The organism is Marinilabilia rubra (genome assembly GCF_003121985.1).
Classification (GTDB): domain Bacteria; phylum Bacteroidota; class Bacteroidia; order Bacteroidales; family Marinilabiliaceae; genus Marinilabilia; species Marinilabilia rubra.
In genome coordinates this window covers 1-16,524 of the sequence record NZ_QEWP01000026.1, presented here as the reverse complement: position 1 = coordinate 16,524, position 16,524 = coordinate 1, and the positions used below count along the sequence as shown (strand labels likewise).

Sequence of the window (16,524 nt, the reverse complement as noted above, 5' to 3'; positions counted from 1 at the left end):
TTTAGGGATACTTAGCTTTTTAAAAGCTTAGTAGAACTTATTCGGGATTCATTTGCCACCAGCGGTTGAGGTCGTGGCTTAAGGTGCCGGTTCCTATTTCGCCTAGGCGGTAAATCTTGGAGAGGTTTTCTATTTTTATTACTGTATTGCTCATTTTTTTCCACTAATGGTTATTTGCCCTGCGGGCGGCTGTTGCTTCGCAACTTCTTTGGGCACCGCGAAACGACTGAAAGGAGTTCGATAACACCTTAAAAAGACGATTGTGATGTTGTCAATTAAACGAATTATGCGAATTATAGCCCTTCGGGCGGTTGCTTCGCAACTTTGGATTTATCCGCAGATGTCGCAGATGGACGCAGATTATTGATAATTGGTTATTGTATTAGTGTGAGATTCTTCACTCCGTTCAGAATGACAGTTAGCTGAACGTCATTGTAAGGATGAACGACGAAGAATCTTTTGCTTACTGACCACTAACCACTAACGACTAACTACTGATTAGGATCTGATAGCTTTAATTTTATTTTCATAGGCAAAAATAAAATCATTGTTTCTAAGCAAGTTTAGAATGATTTCCCAGTTCGATTTGAAATATTTGTGAAGGTCATTAATTTTGAAATTGCCAAATTTAAAGGATACCACTTTTGGATGATGTTCCTGAGTTAGGAACATTTCATAAAAATCAGTGTCTTTTGTTAATATGATTAGATTATGAGCGATGGCAAATTCCCAAATATCTTTATCTCTAAGAGTTGCATCAATATCTGCAACATGGATGAATTCAACAGAGTTAAAGAAACTGAACTTTTTGGGAAGATTGACATCTACCAGGTACGAAGCTTTCTCAGCTTGCCTTGAGATCATAATCCAATATTGATTTGTCAGCTATTTTTTTCGCAAACTCCAGGCAAGCCAGAATGTCTTCTTTTTCAAGTGTCGGATAAGCTTCCAGAATGTTTTCAGTTGTCTCACCCGCAGCAAGGTATTCCAGAATAGTGCTCACAGTAATGCGCATCCCCCGAATGATTGGTTTACCATTACAGATTTCGGGGTTGATCGTAATTCTTTTTAATGATTTATCCATGGCCTTCTTTTTTTTGGGGTTTTAGGTAAAGTTAATCGGTTTGATTGGTTTTAGCCATTATATTATTGAATAATGCGGGTTGGGGATTCCTTCTTAAGGGATTGGGGTGCATGCCCCGGTTGTTGCTTGTGCAGCATTTTTTCCATAGATGATAGAGATGGGTGCAGATTTAAAATTCGGTTTATATGTTTGAATACCTCTATTGTGTTAGGGTGAGATTCTTCACTTCGTTCAGAATGACACAAAGCTGAACGTCATTTTAAGGATGAACGACGAAGAATCATTTGCTTCCTGTCTACTGACCACTGATCACTGATCACTGCTTTTGCACTGCGTGCGGCTTGTTGCTTGCGCAACTATTGTTATCCGCAGATGGCACAGAGTTATTCGTTATTCAATTTCAAAATTTCCTCAATAATATTATCAGCAATTCTAAAGTCAGTTGTCAATAATTTGTTGATAAGCGGTTTGACTTTGGGGATGACTGACAATTGTTTAGCTTTATGAATCACACCAAGAGCACCGGTAACTTTAAAATTTAATTTTGTTGCTAATTTTCTGGCTTTTAAGTCATCCAGTAGCAATGTCACATCTTCGTACTCAGCAGCTAATGCAATTGCACTTGCTTCGCCATGGTCTACCTGTGTTTCAAGAAACTTTTGGTATTTTGTATCACTCACGGATTGTATTTTCACCCAATCAGGGAGTTTTTCTCCAAACTCTTCAGCGATTTCGGGGGTCGTTATTAATTCTCCATAAACTTTTTCTAACAAAGAGAATTCATCAATTTTGTGAAAAAGAATCAGCGAGCTTGTATCAGAAATCACAGTTCTATGCATTTGTTATATCTGAATGTAAATCAGTTATTGAATCGCTGAAAACCGATACTCCATATTTCCCAAGCATTTCAATAAAAGCTCTTTTGGATAAGCCAACTATTTCTGCCGCCTGCCCTGCTGATAATTTGGCTTCCTCATAAAGCTTTGCAGCGACTATCATTGAAAAGTCATAATCTTTCAAATCAAGACTATCCGGAATATTTAATTGAACTGTTCTCATAATTACTTTCTTTAATGTGGGTTTATGGTAAAGTTAATCAGTTTTACGGTTTTTTGCCATTAATTATTATTTGCCCCTCCGGGTTGGTTGCTGCACAATTTTTGTTATCCGCAGATGGCGCAGATGGGCACAGATTTAATATTCGGTTTTGTATATTTTAATGCCTCTATTGTGTTAGGGTGAGATTCTTCACTTCGTTCAGAATGACAGTTAGCTGAACGTCATTCTGAGGAGGGACGACGAAGAATCTTTTGCTTACTGATTGCTGATAACTGACCACTGCCTACTGATGACTGATTAATTATATTATTAAGAGATTCTTCACTTTGTTCAGAATGACACATAGCTGAACGTCATTGTAAGGATGAACGACGAAGAATCATTTGCTTCCTGTCTACTGACACTGATTACTGACCACTGATTACTGATCACTGGTCATTGCGTTTCTTGCACGCCTACGGCAAGGTGAGTCACAGTAAGCCCACCGGAGAAAGATTGTTTTTTACTACGGTGCAAAAATAGAGAAGTTTCGGTGGAGAGAGAAAACAGAGTAAACAATTTTTTCGGTAAGGGATTTCAATTCTATGTATGTTGGGTCTTCGTTTAGGTTCATTAAAATTGATCTGATGTTTGAAAAATGTTCTTTTTTCGGAAGTTGGTAGTTAAAGGACTCTCCATCTTCCACCTTTATCAGGTCCTAAGCGTTTAATCATGCCTTCAATCTTAAGTTTTTCTATATCCCTTGCTATGGTTCTTCTGGTTACATTCAAAAGTTTTGCCAATTCAGATGTCGTAATTACGTTATTTTCTCGCAAAATATTCAAAATTTGAAATTCTCTTTTTTCTGTGACATTTTCTGTGACATTGGTCTTCTCATTTGTGAAAACTGTGACCAAAAATCCTTCCGAAATGTTTTTAAAATGAGGCAAAGGAAGTCCTTCATCATTAAAATACCTGATAACCCTTTGAATACCGGAACCGTATTTTTCTATTATCCCAATGCTTTTGCAGAAATCAGCAATGAGTTTGTTTCGAGGAGTTGATTTATAGTTGTTAGCTATCAGGTCATCTATTGTAATTGAATCGGGCAGTTTCCCTGGGTTATAGAATTCAATTTTATTGTCAAATATTTTTACAATTGAATCGGACGATGACCGGTAATCTCTGTGAACCACCATATTTATAATGATTTCCCTTATTGCTTCTAAAGGGTATTGCCATTTTTGAGTATTACGCGGTGCTTCTGTAATAATTATCTCTTTATTAATATGTTTTTTAACAAAATCCATAACTTCATCAATCTGATTTAGTATATCAGACTTGGTTCGTTGGCTGTCCTTTATATGGTATCTGTTTGAAAACGTCCTAATTCAATGGTTGTTAGCACTGTGTCTTTTTTAGAGAAAAGCAGGAATGCCGCATTTGTCAGGGCTTCATTTCGTACCAGATCATTTTTAATAAGAAAAGTATAAGGATCGTCAATGATTTTTGAACCTGACGAATGAAGAATATCAATTGATTTTTGTACTTTCTCAAAGGAGATATCTTCAATTTTGAATTCATGGTTTATATGAAAATCCCAACTTGTATTGAACGATTGTAAATGAAGGTTTACAACCTCAGAAATTTCAATTATATGATTTGAATTGTTTAATCTCTTGAAATATTTTCCTCTGGTAGAAACCGGTTTAACGGGATATTCCTGAATTGACAGAACAACAATATTTTTGTTTTCGATATTTACAATTTCAACATCTGGTAAGAGAGATGGTAGAGTTTTGTTTTTAATCTCATTTATCCAGTTTTGAGAGGATTCCGCATTAATTTGAATTCCTTTAATCTGATTTCGTGCATTGACCCCAATTAGAATGTTTCCTCCTTTTGTATTAGCAAATGCAACTAATGTTTCAATAACCTCGTTGTTAAAACTGGTTTTAAATTCGACGGTTTCATTTTCTCCTTCTAAAATGAGGTTATTTATATTTTCGGAATTCATTTGATGAGGTTGTTGGTTGGGCTTCTACGGGTTGTTTAACTTTTCCTGCTATTTAATTCTTTTAAGACAGCTTTATAGGGTACGCCTACGGCACGGTAAGTCCCAAAGCGAGTTACCGTATCGTTGCAAAAATAATGATTGTTGTATTGTGAACGGAACGAGCATTGGTTAGTTTTTTGGTGCATTACTTCTAAGCTAATGTCTTTGAGGGCGGTCGATGTGCTCCCCTTTGCGGGCCTTGGCGGTGCGGTCGTTGACGCCGCCAATTGTGACGTAGGGGTTTTCTTTGCCGTCCCGATCAAGGGATACTTAGCTTTTTAAAAGCTTAGTAGAACTTATTCGAGGGTGCCTATTTCGCCTAACCTGTAAATCTTCGAAAGGTTTTCTATTTTTATTACTGTATCACTCATTTTTTTTCACTAATGGTTATTTGCCCTGCGGGCGGCTTGTTGCTTCGCAACATGGGTTGTCCACAGATTACACAGATTATTGTGTTTTATCCTGTGAATAACTTTTTCTAAAGGGGGTGCGGGTTTGCGGTTCCCCTTTCAGGGGGTTAGGGGGTATGCGGTTGGGTTGTTGCTTGCGCAACTTTTTCTGTCCACAGATGACACAGATGGGCACAGATTATTTTTGAATGAAGGATTGTGAAAAAGTAAATATAATGGCTATAATACAATCCTTTTGTATTGAAGGCTTTTACAGCCAAAGTTTAATAAAATACCTACTTTGAAATTTGTGGCTTTCAGGTAATTTAATACCTGTGCTTCATGATCTCCACATAATTCATTTAAGGCCTTAAGTTCTACAATTATCTTATCGTAACAAATAAAGTCTGCAATATACTTTTTAGATAATACCTGGTTTTTATATTGGATGTTTAATGGTGCTTCTTTTATGTGGTCAATGAATTTCTCATTGAATTCAATGGCTAGTGCTTCTTGGTATACAGCTTCCAGAAACCCATTTCCAAGGGTCCTGTGAACATCCATTGCCGCTCCTATTATTTCATATGTTTCCTTTTTTAAGGGAAATTTATTTTCCGTTGGGCTAGGCATTATTTAGAAAAATTTAATCTGAGTAATCTGAGTCAATCTGTGGACTACACAGTATCAATAAAGTTCCGCTCCGTTTTATGAAACACCACAATACCTGCTGTTAGTAATATAGTGGCAAAAGCAACACTGTACCCTAAACTCAGCCAGCTGAAATGGCCGGCGCCCAGGAAGGCATATTTGAATGTTTCCATGAGCGGGGTGATGGGGTTGGCCAGGATGAGCATTTTCAGTTTGCCATCGGGTATGGTGCTGAGCGGGTAGATCACCGGGGTGGCGTACATCAGCAGTTGTACCCCAAATTGCAACAGGAATGTGAGGTCGCGGTATTTGGTGGTCATACTGGTGAATATGAGTCCGGCGCCTAATCCAAACATGGCCATGAGAACTACCAATAGCGGCAGTAACAGGATGTGCATGTTGGGCTGTACGGAGGCATCCCCAATAATGAGATAATAAGCATATACCGCCAGGAAAAAGACGAATTGTATACCGAATTTTATGAGTCCTGAGGATACCTTGGCAAAGGGCATGATGAGCCTGGGGAAATAGACTTTCCCAAAGATATCCGCATTCTCCTTAAACGTTTTGGAGGTGGTGTTGAAACTCTCTGCAAAGTAGTTCCAGAGGGTGACACCTGCCAGATAAAACAAAGTTCCGGGAACGCCATCGGTACTGATCTTGGCGATGTTGCCAAACACCAGGAGGTAAATGGCGGTGGTGAGGATGGGCTGCACCACAAACCAGATGGGACCCAGAACGGTTTGTTTGTAAATGGTAATGACATCCCGCTTGACGAACATGTAGAGCAGGTCGCGGTACTGCCAGATTTCTTTAAAGTTAATGTCGAATGCGTGCCTCTTGGGGCGGATGATTAGGTCGTAATTTTCGTTCATTGGTTTTTATGAGTGGGGTTGCTTGCGCAACGTTAGGTCATCGAATTTTCCTGATTTCTTGCAAGCAAGCGGCAGAGCCGAGCGATGCGAATTTGTGCCCTGCGGGCGGCGGCGTTGCTACGCAACTTTTGTTGTCCACAGATGGCACAGATGGGCACAGATTTATTGGTAATTGGTTAATACTGACCACTGCCTACTGATTACTGATCACTGATTTTGCCCTGCGGGCTGTTGCTTCGCAACGTTTTTCTGTCCACGAAACGACTGAAAGGAGTTCGATAACACCTTAAAAAGACGATTATGATGTTGTCAATTACACGAAACGACTTCAAGGAGTTCGATAACACCTTAAAACGACGATTGTGATGTTGTCAATTTAACGAATTATTGCCCTGCGGGCGGCGGTTGCTTCGCAACTTTTTAGGAACCGCGAATTTAACGAATTAAGCGAATTATTGCACTGCGTGCGGCGACGTTGCTTGCGCAACTTTTGTTGTCCACAGATGGCACAGATGGGCACAGATTTATTGGTAATTGGTTATTGTCTTATTGAGAGATTCTTCACTTCGTTCAGAATGACATATAGTTGACCGTCATTGTAAGGATGAACGGCGAAGAATCTTTTGCTTACTGACCACTGATCACTGACTACTGATCATTGCGGGCTTGCGGTTCCCCTTTCAGGGGGTTAGGGGGTATGCGGTTGGGCTGGTGCTTTCAGGCCGTTGGCCCTTTGCTGAAAGCTGATAATTGTTAACTGGCATTGCCAGGGTGTTTATGTACTTATTGGGGTAGTGTTCCGGTGAAGTCCTAAAGGGAAACACATTAAAATAATTCTGATGTTTTTATAAATTGTTTAAAGCCTTTTTCTTTTAATGCGGCAGTCAGTTTCTTGTCTCCCGTCCATAATTTCCCTTTCAGAAAGAGGGTAAGGGCTACGAACAGGACATCGTCTTCATCGATATTCTGGCGTAAGGTCATCGCTTTTCGATAAAATCTAACGGGAACCAGATGATGATCCAGTATCGTAACGTGTTTTAGCACCAATTCATATACTTCGAGGAAGATGTTTTCTTTAAGGTTTGCCAGTTTTTTCAGTTTGCTTTTATGCTCTAACAATTCATCTCTGACATACTTGGGAGCATAAAAATCATAAACAGGAAATCGGGTTATTAGAATCTGTGCAATTTTGCTGTCTGTATTAAGAATAGCACTGAAAATGATATTTGTGTCGACTATGACAATCATTTTTTTAGACAAAAGTTAAGGTCACAAATTATTTGTCTAAATTGAGTTCTTTACTGATTTTACTCCAACGCCCTTTTTTAGCAGATGCAATGATTTTGTCTGCATCTTCGTGAGATGCATTACTATTGGCCGTTAATTCTTCGTACTTTAGGTAATCAATTATTGATTGAATACGATTTGAATTTCTGCTTGTTTGAATCCGGATTTTAAGTTCGTTCTTGTCTCTTTCAATTATCATCGGTATCTGTTTTATTAAAACAATATAGGTGATTTAAGTGAATCGCACAATTTATCAAACTATATTTTCCACTGATTGGTTTTGCATTGCGTGTGGCTTATTGCTCGTGCAACGTTGGTTGTTCGCAGATGGGCGCAGATTTATTGATAATTGTTTACTGTATTATTGGAAGATTCTTCACTTCGTTCAGAATGACACAAAGCTGAACGTCATTGGTAAGAGTAACGACGAAGAATCTTTTGCTTACTGATCACTGACCACTGCCTACTGATTACTGAGGGTTTGGGTTCCCCTTTCGGGGGTAGGGGGTATGCGGTAGCTGTGTTGTTTTCGGGCCGTTGGCCTTTTTATTGAAAGCAGATCACTTGCCCACTAATAATTACTTCTTACTTGCTTCATATTTAGATAAATCTTTTCCGTGGATTTTAACGATTTGACCATTTTGGGAAATGACCAGGTTAAAGTTTCTTGCCTTTTTGGTTTTGATTAGTCGCTCATGTGTTAATTGCAGGCCTTTTAATACTTTATCTTTTATGATGTTATTTTTCATGATTGCCAAGTTTTTTTAATCTTTCAAATATAATCATATTTTGAATGGACAATTCCTGATCGGTATTTCCTTCAGCGATTAGTGCAGCTGCCATGTTAGAGTTATCAAACACCATCCAATAATCGGTTTGAGGGATATAGAGGTTGAATAAATTTTTCAATCCGTTGAAATATCTTCTTACAATGATATTTGATGGAATATTGTGCCCTCCTTCACTTACTCTGGCTTTGACCCTTTCAATGGCAAGGTCGGTTGAATCCAGCCAAAAAAATAAAAGAGTTACCCCATATCCTTTTTTCTGAGCTTTACGGATTGTATTGATATAACTTCTGGTAGCAAGTGTTGTCTCAAATGCAAAATCCTTTCCTTGTTCGATAAAGTTATCAATTTTTTGAAGCATTATTCTGCCAGCTTCAATTGCAGCATTTTCAGGTTTTAGAGGAGAAAGCCCTCTTGCTATCTCATCCGCGTTAACAAAATCTTCACAATTCAGCATTTCCGGAAGAACAGTGAAAGATGCTGTGGTTTTTCCAGCACCGTTACAACCGGCTATGATATATAAGTTAGGCATTGAATCTAATTATACTTTTATATCGGTGGTGTATGAGGTGGTTCTCTATTTTGATTACAGTATTGCTCATTATTGGTCAACTGATTGTTTTGCCCTGCGGGCTGGGGTTGCTTCGCAACTTTTTAGGAACCGCGAATTTAACGAATTAAGCGAATTATTGCACTGCGTGCGGCGACGTTGCTTGCGCAACTTATGGTCATCGAATTTTCACTAATTATCGCTAATTTGCACTGCGTGCTGCTTGTTGCTACGCAACTTTTGTTGTCCACAGATGGCACAGATGGGCGCAGATTTATTGATAATTGGTTATTGTATTATTGAGAGATTCTTCGCAGGCTCAGAATGACACTTAGCTGAAACTTGTTTATTGATCACTGTGAGTTGCGGGTTTGGGGTTCCCCCTTCAGGGGGTTAGGGGGTATGCGACGTGATGGTGCTTTTGGGCCGTTGGCCCTTTTACCCTTCTCTAACCTCTATCATCTAACCACTAATTAACTGTATTATTGAGAGATTCTTCACTTCGTTCAGAATGACACAAAGCTGAACGTCATTGTAAGGATGAAGGATGAAGAATTTTTTGCTTACTGTCTACTGACCACTGCTTACTGACTACTGATCACTGATATTGCTTTCCGGGGGTTGCTCCCGAAACTTTCGGTTGTCCGCGAATTAAAGATTGTCATCTTCAAATATTTATTGCTGTAGAGCCTTTTCAATAATATCGATGAACTGTTGAGATTTAGGGAATAATCTTAATACAGTTTCTTCATCATAGTCGAAGAAATCGTTATAATCACCCTTTTGTCTTTTTTCAAAAAGATCAGTATAATGTTTGGCTATTTCTCTATTGATAATCCCGGTTTTAACAAATACTTCTCCAAACTTGTTTCTTATTCCTGAATGGCTTGCAACTTCAATATTGTTTTTGAATAGAAGTGCACTTACAGCATAAAAGCATGCATAATACATACGGTTTATGGCAGTATTCCAAAATTCGTTTTCAATATGAGTTTGAACTTCCAGAATGGTTTCTCTGGCACGCTCAATTCTGTAATTGATATAATCTTCCTCCTTATATTGAGTCATAATAATATCCCGTCACGCATTACATTTTTGAAGTATGGTGTTTGCCTGTATTTGTTATACCATTCCTGTTGGCTGTATATCATTGGACTTATTATTTCACCTGTGTTAAATTCCAGATCATACAGGGGAGATGTAATTTGCTGTTCAGTATCAGGAGAAATGTGATCTTTATTTAAGAGTATCAATAGATCCCAGTCCGAGTGCTTTTTTGAAGTCCCCCTTGATCGGGATCCATACAAATAGACTTTTGCCTCAGGGGCACGCTGTTTAATAATCTCTTTTATTTGGGTTAATATGTAATCTTTGTTAGGTTGCATGTATCAAAATTTGGACAAATTACCAATTTTTTAAACGTTTTTCGAGTTTTTATGAAGTTAAGTTCGTTAGAAACAGGTAAAATGTCAATTGTATTAATTCTGTCCTATGCCCTTGGAGTTGGGGCTATTTCACCTAATCTGTAAATCTTTGAAAGGTTTTCTATTTTGATTACTGTATTGCTCATGTTTTTCCACTCATTGTTTGTGCCCTGCGGGCTGGGGTTGCTTCGCAACTTTTTAGGAACCGCGAATTTAACGAATTATTGCACTGCGTGCGGCGACGTTGCTTGCGCAACTTATGGTCATCGAATTTTCACTAATTGACGCTAATTTGCACTGCGTGATGCTTGTTGCTTGCGCAACTTTGGTTATCCGCAGATGGCACAGATTTATTGATAACTCTTTAAATACTGACCACTGATTAATTATATTATTAAGAGATTCTTCGCAGGCTCAGAATGACACTTAGCTGAAACTTGTTTATTGATCACTGTGAGTTGCGGGTTTGGGGTTCCCCCTTCAGGGGGTTAGGGGGTATGCGACGTGATGGTGCTTTTGGGCCGTTGGCCCTTTTACCCTTCTCTAACCTCTATCATCTAACCACTAATTAACTGTATTAGTGTGAGATTCTTCACTTCGTTCAGAATGACACATAGCTGAACGTCATTGTTAGGAGGAACGACGAAGAATCTTTTGCTTACTGTTTACTGACTACTGATTACTGATCATTGCGGGTCTGGGGTTCCCCTTTCAGGTTTACCCTGTGATATTTTCTACAGGGGGGTTAGGGGGTATGTGCCGATTGGGTGCTTGCGCAACTTATAGTTTATCCGCAACTTGTCCCTGCCTGTCCCGCTCCATCGGGAGATTTCACAGATTATTGGTTATTGATCATTGTTTATTGCTCACTGTATTATTGAGAGATTCTTCACTTCGTTCAGAATGACACATAGCTGAACGTCATTGGTAAGAGTAACGACGAAGAATCTTTTGCTTACTGTTTACTGATAACTGACTACTGATCACTGATAACTGACCACTGATTACTGATAACTGACCTCTGAATACTGACCACTGATAACTGCTCATTGCGTTTCCTCCACGCCTCCGGCGGGGTGACTCACAGTATTATATATGATACGAGATATCATTTTCCTGTGGCCCCTGCAAAAAATCATCTTTTTACTACGGTGCAAAAATAGAGAAGTTTCGGTGGAGATAGAAAAAAGAGCAAACATTTATTTCGGCAAGGAATTTCAATTTGATGTAATTCAGGTCTTTGTTTAGGGTCATAAATAGGGAGCGCTAAACAATTTCAATACCCTTTTCTTTGATATTCTCAATCAGAGGGGAATTCTCATTGCTATAGAAACGGTCAGAGTTTATGAAAAGGGGTTCTATCCGGGAATTTATTTTTCTTGTCAGCATCCATGCTTTGCCAATGGTTTGCTCATCCGGTTTGCTCATTTTGTCTGAAACAATTAATACATCAATATCACTATCTTCTTTTGCTTCGCCGGTAGAGTAACTTCCAAACAAAAAAGCCTGACTTACATCAAAGCCTTCTGTATTTAGAAGAGCAATGTATTTTTTTAATATATCTATAGTTTCCGATTTAGACATTCCAGTAAGTTTTTGGGTTTAAGTAAATAGTCCTCAATTTTGTTTTTGTCAGGGATTACAGGGTTGTAATCCGGATATCTTCCCTGTAATTGATATTGTCTTAAAATACCAAGGAAAATTTCTTCATCCTCAGAATATTGCAAATTGGCTTTATCGGAGAGGTAAAAGAGGTTGTGGGATCTTGGTGCAAATTCTTTTGTTGATTTGACTATGTGAGCTTTAATGATTTTTTCGATAACCAAATGGCAGAAAAACTGTCCATGCAGATAATGTTGTCGATCAATTAGAATTTCTGCAGATAGGAAGTCATCAATGGCTCCTGCTTTCCAATATTCTATTTGTTTTTCTGAATTTATCATTTATCAGAAATCACAATTCTATGCATTTGTTATATCTGAATGTAAATCAGTTATTGAATCGCTGAAAACCGATACTCCATATTTCCCAAGCATTTCAATAAAAGCTCTTTTGGATAAACCAACTATTTCTGCTGCCTGCCCTGCTGATAATTTGGCTTCCTCATAAAGTTTTGAAGCGACTATCATTGAAAAGTCATAATCTTTTAAATCAAGATCATCAGGAATATTTAATTGAACTGTTCTCATAATTGTTTTTTTCAAAAATATCACAATATTGATATGTGCGTCCCATCAGGTATGATTTATTAAAGTTAAGGTATAATTGTACTTATTCAAATACTTTTTGTGGAGCTGGTCTTAACCAGGCGATAGATTTTTGAGAGGTTTTCTATTTTGATTACAGTGTTGCTCATTTTATTCCACTAATGTTTTGGCTCTGCGGGCGGCGGTTGCTGCGCAACTTTTTAGGAACCGCGAATTTAACGAATTATTGCACTGCGTGCGGCGACGTTGCTTGCGCAACTTATGGTCATCGAATTTTCACTAATTATCGCTAATTTGCACTGCGTGCTGCTTGTTGCTACGCAACTTTTTTTGTCCGCAGATGGCGCAGATGGGCACAGATTATTGGTAATTTGTTACTGTTTATTTTATTATTGAGAGATTCTTCACTTCGTTCAGAATGACACATAGCTGAACGTCATTCTGAGGAGGAACGACGAAGAATCTTTTGCTTACTGATTACTGACCACTGATTACTGACTACTGACCACTGACTACTGATCACTGATAATTGGTTATTGTTGTTTGAAAAATATTGTTTCTATAAAAGCTTCAGGATAATTGATCAACCAGGATAACTTTTAATTCTTTGAATTTATTAAGCTGATTATCGTTGGTTATGAAAAAATCTGAACCAGAATGTAATGCAGATGCCAGCTGGATTGCATCGGGAGTTTTAAAGCCATATTTAGCTCTGATTTCAGCAGTCTTTTTGGCAATGTCTGCATTGATGTCAAGCATCTCTATTGATGGTGAATAACAAAGGATGTTTGAGTACTGCTCAGATAGCTCGGTCTGGTCATTTTTTTAAGGGTGTATCAGGACTTCAATAAGAGTTATAACAGAGGTGCTGAAAATAAATGATCCTTCGGTATTTGCATTAAATAGTTTTTCCAAACGAGTAATGTATGTTGGATTTTCTTCGATATAGTAAATGACAGGCGCTGTATCAAGAAAAACTTTTTCCCTGTAAATTTCTTAATTAATCCCATGTTTTTCGTTGAGAATCTATGTATTCATCCACGTTAATGTTTTTCCAAAGATCTTTACCCAGGCCTTTAAGGCTGGTTAGTCCTTGTCTGGAAGTTAATTTTTGTTTCTTGAAGCTATGTATGATTTTGTCCATGACTTCAACTTTTTCATCATAACTAAGCCTTTCTATTTGGGATAATATTTGGTTGATATTATTTGTTTTCGTTGGCATGGTATTTTTTATCTTAAATTGATTTAGCCCAAATCTTAATTTTTATGGGTTTTAGGTAAAGTTAATCGGATGGAATGGTTTTATCAACTGCCAGTGCCTGTTTTTCCCAGGCGGTAGATTTTTGAGAGGTTTTCGGTTTTGATTACTGTGTCACTCCTTATTATTCCACTAATGTTTTTTGCCCAGCGTGCGGGTTGCTTCGCAACGTTGGGTTTATCCGCAGATGGCGCAGATGGGCGCAGATTTATTGATAATTGGTTATTGTATTATTGAGAGATTCTTCACTTCGTTCAGAATGACACATAGCTGAACGTCATTGTCAGGATGAACGACGAAGAATCTTTTGCTTACTGACTACTGACCACTGCCTACTGACCACTGCCTACTGATCACTGACCACTGCCTACTGATTAATTATATTATTAAGAGATTCTTCGCAGGCTCAGAATGACACTTAGCTGAAACTTGTTTATTGATCATTGCTAACTGGTTCACTGATAATTTATTGAGCCCTTTCTATGGGCTTGAAAAATAGTTGGTTTAATCTAATCCCGGGCTTCACACCTGGCTGATGCTTTCAGGCCGTTGGCCCTTTTACTGTAGTTTATGCTCTCTGCTCATTTCTCTTCTCTGGCATCTAACATCTATCATCTAACTTCTAACAACTGACTTCTATCTCATCCCTAACGGGACTTTTTTATATATGTGAGGTTGATTTATCTACCGATATTCCAGCCCTAACGGGCCTAAAACGACTGATCACTGAATACTGCTCACTAATCACTGATAATTAGTCTTTTTTCTGTAAAATTCCACTCCGGCTTCATCGATGTGTTTTTTTAGCTCGATGTTTTTTATTGTTTTGTAGTCAAGGACATCAACGAAGTAGGGCAGTATTGAATCTTCAAAGGCATCCATTAGGTTTAATATCGATTTTTGATTAACATTTTTGCCAAAAATGGCAATGTCAATGTCCGACCCGGTTTTGTAGTTGCCTGTTGCCCGGGACCCAAAGATTTTAGCCTGCTCAATTTCCGGAAAATTTTTGAGTAAACTTATAATTTCTGAGAATGACTTTTCAGAAAGTCCGAATGTCGTGTAGTTATTAATCGTTTTCACTGATTTTATCTGCAAAGAACTCGTACAGTGCTTCTATCTCACTGAAATAGATGTTTGATATTTTATCGATGGAAGTATTGAAAATATTCTCATCATAGGTGTGAGCAGCAAGAAGATTTCTACTTTGTAGCATCTCCATCCATGTTTCGGCGTCCTCAATAATTTTAGTTTTGAATGCCTGTCTTATTACTTCTTTAGGAAAGTTAGCCATTACCTCATTGGCTTCCAAAAAGTCTTTTAGTGTTTTCCAGGCAAGTTCCAGGGTATACTCGAACCGCTGAACAATTCCTTCTTTGGCCAGATCGTCCAATTCTCCCAGTCTTTCCAACCCATTTTTTAATTGGTTATATGCCTTTTGGAAATTTTAAAATCTTTGCTGCCACCGTAAATCTTTGTTCATAGATGTCTGTATAATGAAGCGGTTTTTTCTACTGGATTATTGTTTGTGCAACGTTGACTGTCCCGAACCTGACTGATTACTGTCTACTGACTACTGATCAATGGTTACTGATAATTTATTGCGCCTTCAGGGCTTGAATAATGGTTGGTTTATTTAATCCCGGGGCTTCACCCCGGGCTATTGCTTCCGGGCCGTTGGCCCTTTTAGTGTGCTTTATGTTCATTTATCTTCTCCAGCATCTAACAACTGATAACTGAATACTGATCACTGACTACTGATCACTGGTTATTGTCTATTGATCGTTGTGCATTGCGGGTTTGAGGTTCCCCTTTCAGGGGGTTAGGGGGTACGCGGAAGGGGTGTTTATGTTATTTGCTTTATGGTCAACTAATTGTTTTTGCCCAGCGGACTGGGGTTGCTTCGCAACGTTTGGTCATCGAATTATCACTAATTAACTCTAATTTGCCCTGCGTGCGGCATGTTGCTTCGCAACTTTTGTTATCCGCAGATGTTGCAGATGGGCGCAGATTTATTGATAATTGGTTACTGGTCATTGATCATTGCTCACTGTTTATTGTCTTATTGAGAGATTCTTCACTTCGTTCAGAATGACACATAGATTACCGTCATTCTGCCAGAAATTTGTGTGGCAAAACAGCAGAGCTGAGCTTCAACTGGTCCCGATTTAAATCGGGGAGGAGTAACGACGAAGAATCTTTTGCTTACTGTTTACTGACCTCTGAATACTGACCACTGACTACTGAAAACTGAATACTGATCATTGCGTTTCCTCCACGCCTCCGGCAAGGTGACTCACAGTTTTATATATGATATGAGATATCATTTTCCTGTGGCCCCTGCGAAAAATCATCTTTTTACTACGGTGCAAAAATAGAGAAGTTTCTGTGGAGATAGAAAAAAGAGTGAACAATTTTTTACACGTGAAGGGGAGATGAGCGGTGAGGATTTGATATTCCGACTTGTAGTTTGGGTGGTTTTCTGTTGTTTAGATTGTATTGGAGGCCTGGTTCTTTGGTGACCAATGCGGCAGAGCCGGGGTTTTTGAATTTTCATTCGTTCAATTCGCAAAATCCGCGGTTTGTACTTTTTATTTCACTAATGCTCTGTAATATTATTCTACCCATCTGCCGCCGCTCTGCGGTTGTCAACGGACTACTGATCACTGTTTACAGATAATTGCCTGCTGACCACTTTCCTTATCTGCCCCTCCGGGGCGCTCAATCTCATAAAACCCACAGTTTCCCAAGGCGTTGCCATGGGCTGGGTTAATCCGGGCCTTCAGCCCTGTTCCGTCCTGAAATAGGTTGACCGCTTTTGAACATTTTCACTAAACATTCAAAAGACGGTTATTATGAAAAAGAAACGTTCACAATTTCAATTTAGATCAAGTCGTTATTTTAGTGAGGACTTCAAAAA

At 38.6% G+C, this 16,524-nt stretch carries 20 protein-coding genes and 1 pseudogene; all 21 read right to left on the bottom strand.

Annotated features, from left to right (window positions below):
- Positions 1-498: 498 nt before the first annotated feature.
- Positions 499-864: a DUF5615 family PIN-like protein gene (locus DDZ16_RS19080; RefSeq protein WP_109266085.1), complete on the bottom strand. Its 366-nt coding sequence runs from the start codon at positions 862-864 to the stop codon at positions 499-501.
- Positions 845-1,084, bottom strand: coding sequence for a DUF433 domain-containing protein (locus DDZ16_RS19075; protein ID WP_109266084.1), 240 nt, complete (start codon positions 1,082-1,084; stop codon positions 845-847). Before DDZ16_RS19075 ends, DDZ16_RS19080 begins: the two co-directional genes overlap by 20 nt.
- A gap of 383 nt (positions 1,085-1,467) precedes the next feature.
- Positions 1,468-1,923: a DUF3368 domain-containing protein gene (locus tag DDZ16_RS19070; protein ID WP_109266083.1), complete on the bottom strand. Its 456-nt coding sequence runs from the start codon at positions 1,921-1,923 to the stop codon at positions 1,468-1,470.
- Positions 1,916-2,143 carry a UPF0175 family protein gene (locus tag DDZ16_RS19065; RefSeq protein WP_109266082.1) on the bottom strand — a complete coding sequence of 76 codons (228 nt, stop codon included), beginning with the start codon at positions 2,141-2,143 and terminating at the stop codon, positions 1,916-1,918. The genes DDZ16_RS19070 and DDZ16_RS19065 overlap by 8 nt, the downstream gene beginning before the upstream one ends.
- Before the next feature lie 662 nt (positions 2,144-2,805).
- Positions 2,806-3,432 (bottom strand): ATP-binding protein, encoded by a 627-nt coding sequence (locus tag DDZ16_RS19060; RefSeq protein WP_109266081.1) that lies wholly within the window; start codon positions 3,430-3,432, stop codon positions 2,806-2,808.
- Between the two features lie 50 nt (positions 3,433-3,482).
- Positions 3,483-4,139, bottom strand: a complete 657-nt coding sequence (locus DDZ16_RS19055) for an AlbA family DNA-binding domain-containing protein (protein ID WP_109266080.1) — start codon at positions 4,137-4,139, stop codon at positions 3,483-3,485.
- A gap of 668 nt (positions 4,140-4,807) precedes the next feature.
- Positions 4,808-5,197, bottom strand: coding sequence for a GxxExxY protein (locus tag DDZ16_RS19050; protein ID WP_109266079.1), 390 nt, complete (start codon positions 5,195-5,197; stop codon positions 4,808-4,810).
- 44 nt (positions 5,198-5,241) lie between these two features.
- Positions 5,242-5,997, bottom strand: coding sequence for an ABC transporter permease (locus tag DDZ16_RS19045; protein ID WP_232526822.1), 756 nt, complete (start codon positions 5,995-5,997; stop codon positions 5,242-5,244).
- Between the two features lie 918 nt (positions 5,998-6,915).
- Entirely contained in the window at positions 6,916-7,338 is a 423-nt protein-coding gene (locus tag DDZ16_RS19040) for a PIN domain-containing protein (RefSeq protein WP_109266077.1), read from the bottom strand.
- Between the two features lie 28 nt (positions 7,339-7,366).
- Positions 7,367-7,576, bottom strand: a complete 210-nt coding sequence (locus tag DDZ16_RS19035; RefSeq protein ID WP_109266076.1) for a hypothetical protein — start codon at positions 7,574-7,576, stop codon at positions 7,367-7,369.
- Between the two features lie 379 nt (positions 7,577-7,955).
- Positions 7,956-8,126 (bottom strand): hypothetical protein, encoded by a 171-nt coding sequence (locus DDZ16_RS20805; protein ID WP_158275714.1) that lies wholly within the window; start codon positions 8,124-8,126, stop codon positions 7,956-7,958.
- Positions 8,116-8,697 (bottom strand): zeta toxin family protein, encoded by a 582-nt coding sequence (locus DDZ16_RS19030; RefSeq protein WP_109266075.1) that lies wholly within the window; start codon positions 8,695-8,697, stop codon positions 8,116-8,118. Before DDZ16_RS19030 ends, DDZ16_RS20805 begins: the two co-directional genes overlap by 11 nt.
- 693 nt (positions 8,698-9,390) lie before the next feature.
- Positions 9,391-9,783 (bottom strand): HEPN domain-containing protein, encoded by a 393-nt coding sequence (locus DDZ16_RS19025; RefSeq protein WP_109266074.1) that lies wholly within the window; start codon positions 9,781-9,783, stop codon positions 9,391-9,393.
- Positions 9,780-10,100, bottom strand: coding sequence for a nucleotidyltransferase domain-containing protein (locus DDZ16_RS19020; protein WP_109266073.1), 321 nt, complete (start codon positions 10,098-10,100; stop codon positions 9,780-9,782). The genes DDZ16_RS19025 and DDZ16_RS19020 overlap by 4 nt, the downstream gene beginning before the upstream one ends.
- 1,305 nt (positions 10,101-11,405) lie before the next feature.
- Positions 11,406-11,723, bottom strand: a complete 318-nt coding sequence (locus DDZ16_RS19015) for a nucleotidyltransferase domain-containing protein (protein WP_109266072.1) — start codon at positions 11,721-11,723, stop codon at positions 11,406-11,408.
- A complete protein-coding gene (locus tag DDZ16_RS19010) occupies positions 11,702-12,082 on the bottom strand; it encodes a HEPN domain-containing protein (RefSeq protein WP_109266071.1) in 381 nt (126 codons plus the stop codon). The genes DDZ16_RS19015 and DDZ16_RS19010 overlap by 22 nt, the downstream gene beginning before the upstream one ends.
- An 18-nt stretch (positions 12,083-12,100) precedes the next feature.
- Positions 12,101-12,328: a UPF0175 family protein gene (locus DDZ16_RS19005; RefSeq protein ID WP_109266070.1), complete on the bottom strand. Its 228-nt coding sequence runs from the start codon at positions 12,326-12,328 to the stop codon at positions 12,101-12,103.
- 588 nt (positions 12,329-12,916) lie between these two features.
- On the bottom strand, positions 12,917-13,132 hold the full coding sequence (locus DDZ16_RS19000) for a type II toxin-antitoxin system VapC family toxin (protein WP_394340330.1): 216 nt from the start codon (positions 13,130-13,132) through the stop codon (positions 12,917-12,919).
- A 214-nt stretch (positions 13,133-13,346) separates the two neighbouring features.
- The gene (locus DDZ16_RS18995) at positions 13,347-13,568 is read right to left on the bottom strand and encodes a hypothetical protein (RefSeq protein WP_109266068.1); all 222 of its coding nucleotides are present in this window, start codon (positions 13,566-13,568) and stop codon (positions 13,347-13,349) included.
- A gap of 780 nt (positions 13,569-14,348) precedes the next feature.
- Positions 14,349-14,687, bottom strand: a complete 339-nt coding sequence (locus tag DDZ16_RS18990) for a nucleotidyltransferase domain-containing protein (protein ID WP_109266067.1) — start codon at positions 14,685-14,687, stop codon at positions 14,349-14,351.
- Positions 14,674-15,039, bottom strand: a pseudogene (locus DDZ16_RS18985) (HI0074 family nucleotidyltransferase substrate-binding subunit); the annotation flags it as partial. The pseudogene DDZ16_RS18985 and the gene DDZ16_RS18990, both read right to left, overlap by 14 nt.
- Positions 15,040-16,524: the final 1,485 nt, after the last annotated feature.

Bases quoted from the DNA above. Each gene is read 5' to 3' on its own strand.
- DDZ16_RS19080 (WP_109266085.1), bottom strand. From the start codon at position 864: ATGATCTCAAGGCAAGCTGAGAAAGCTTCGTACCTGGTAGATGTCAAT.
- DDZ16_RS19075 (WP_109266084.1), bottom strand. From the start codon at position 1,084: ATGGATAAATCATTAAAAAGAATTACGATCAACCCCGAAATCTGTAAT.
- DDZ16_RS19070 (WP_109266083.1), bottom strand. From the start codon at position 1,923: ATGCATAGAACTGTGATTTCTGATACAAGCTCGCTGATTCTTTTTCAC.
- DDZ16_RS19065 (WP_109266082.1), bottom strand. From the start codon at position 2,143: ATGAGAACAGTTCAATTAAATATTCCGGATAGTCTTGATTTGAAAGAT.
- DDZ16_RS19060 (WP_109266081.1), bottom strand. From the start codon at position 3,432: ATGGATTTTGTTAAAAAACATATTAATAAAGAGATAATTATTACAGAA.
- DDZ16_RS19055 (WP_109266080.1), bottom strand. From the start codon at position 4,139: ATGAATTCCGAAAATATAAATAACCTCATTTTAGAAGGAGAAAATGAA.
- DDZ16_RS19050 (WP_109266079.1), bottom strand. From the start codon at position 5,197: ATGCCTAGCCCAACGGAAAATAAATTTCCCTTAAAAAAGGAAACATAT.
- DDZ16_RS19045 (WP_232526822.1), bottom strand. From the start codon at position 5,997: ATGTTCGTCAAGCGGGATGTCATTACCATTTACAAACAAACCGTTCTG.
- DDZ16_RS19040 (WP_109266077.1), bottom strand. From the start codon at position 7,338: ATGATTGTCATAGTCGACACAAATATCATTTTCAGTGCTATTCTTAAT.
- DDZ16_RS19035 (WP_109266076.1), bottom strand. From the start codon at position 7,576: ATGATAATTGAAAGAGACAAGAACGAACTTAAAATCCGGATTCAAACA.
- DDZ16_RS20805 (WP_158275714.1), bottom strand. From the start codon at position 8,126: ATGAAAAATAACATCATAAAAGATAAAGTATTAAAAGGCCTGCAATTA.
- DDZ16_RS19030 (WP_109266075.1), bottom strand. From the start codon at position 8,697: ATGCCTAACTTATATATCATAGCCGGTTGTAACGGTGCTGGAAAAACC.
- DDZ16_RS19025 (WP_109266074.1), bottom strand. From the start codon at position 9,783: ATGACTCAATATAAGGAGGAAGATTATATCAATTACAGAATTGAGCGT.
- DDZ16_RS19020 (WP_109266073.1), bottom strand. From the start codon at position 10,100: ATGCAACCTAACAAAGATTACATATTAACCCAAATAAAAGAGATTATT.
- DDZ16_RS19015 (WP_109266072.1), bottom strand. From the start codon at position 11,723: ATGTCTAAATCGGAAACTATAGATATATTAAAAAAATACATTGCTCTT.
- DDZ16_RS19010 (WP_109266071.1), bottom strand. From the start codon at position 12,082: ATGATAAATTCAGAAAAACAAATAGAATATTGGAAAGCAGGAGCCATT.
- DDZ16_RS19005 (WP_109266070.1), bottom strand. From the start codon at position 12,328: ATGAGAACAGTTCAATTAAATATTCCTGATGATCTTGATTTAAAAGAT.
- DDZ16_RS18995 (WP_109266068.1), bottom strand. From the start codon at position 13,568: ATGCCAACGAAAACAAATAATATCAACCAAATATTATCCCAAATAGAA.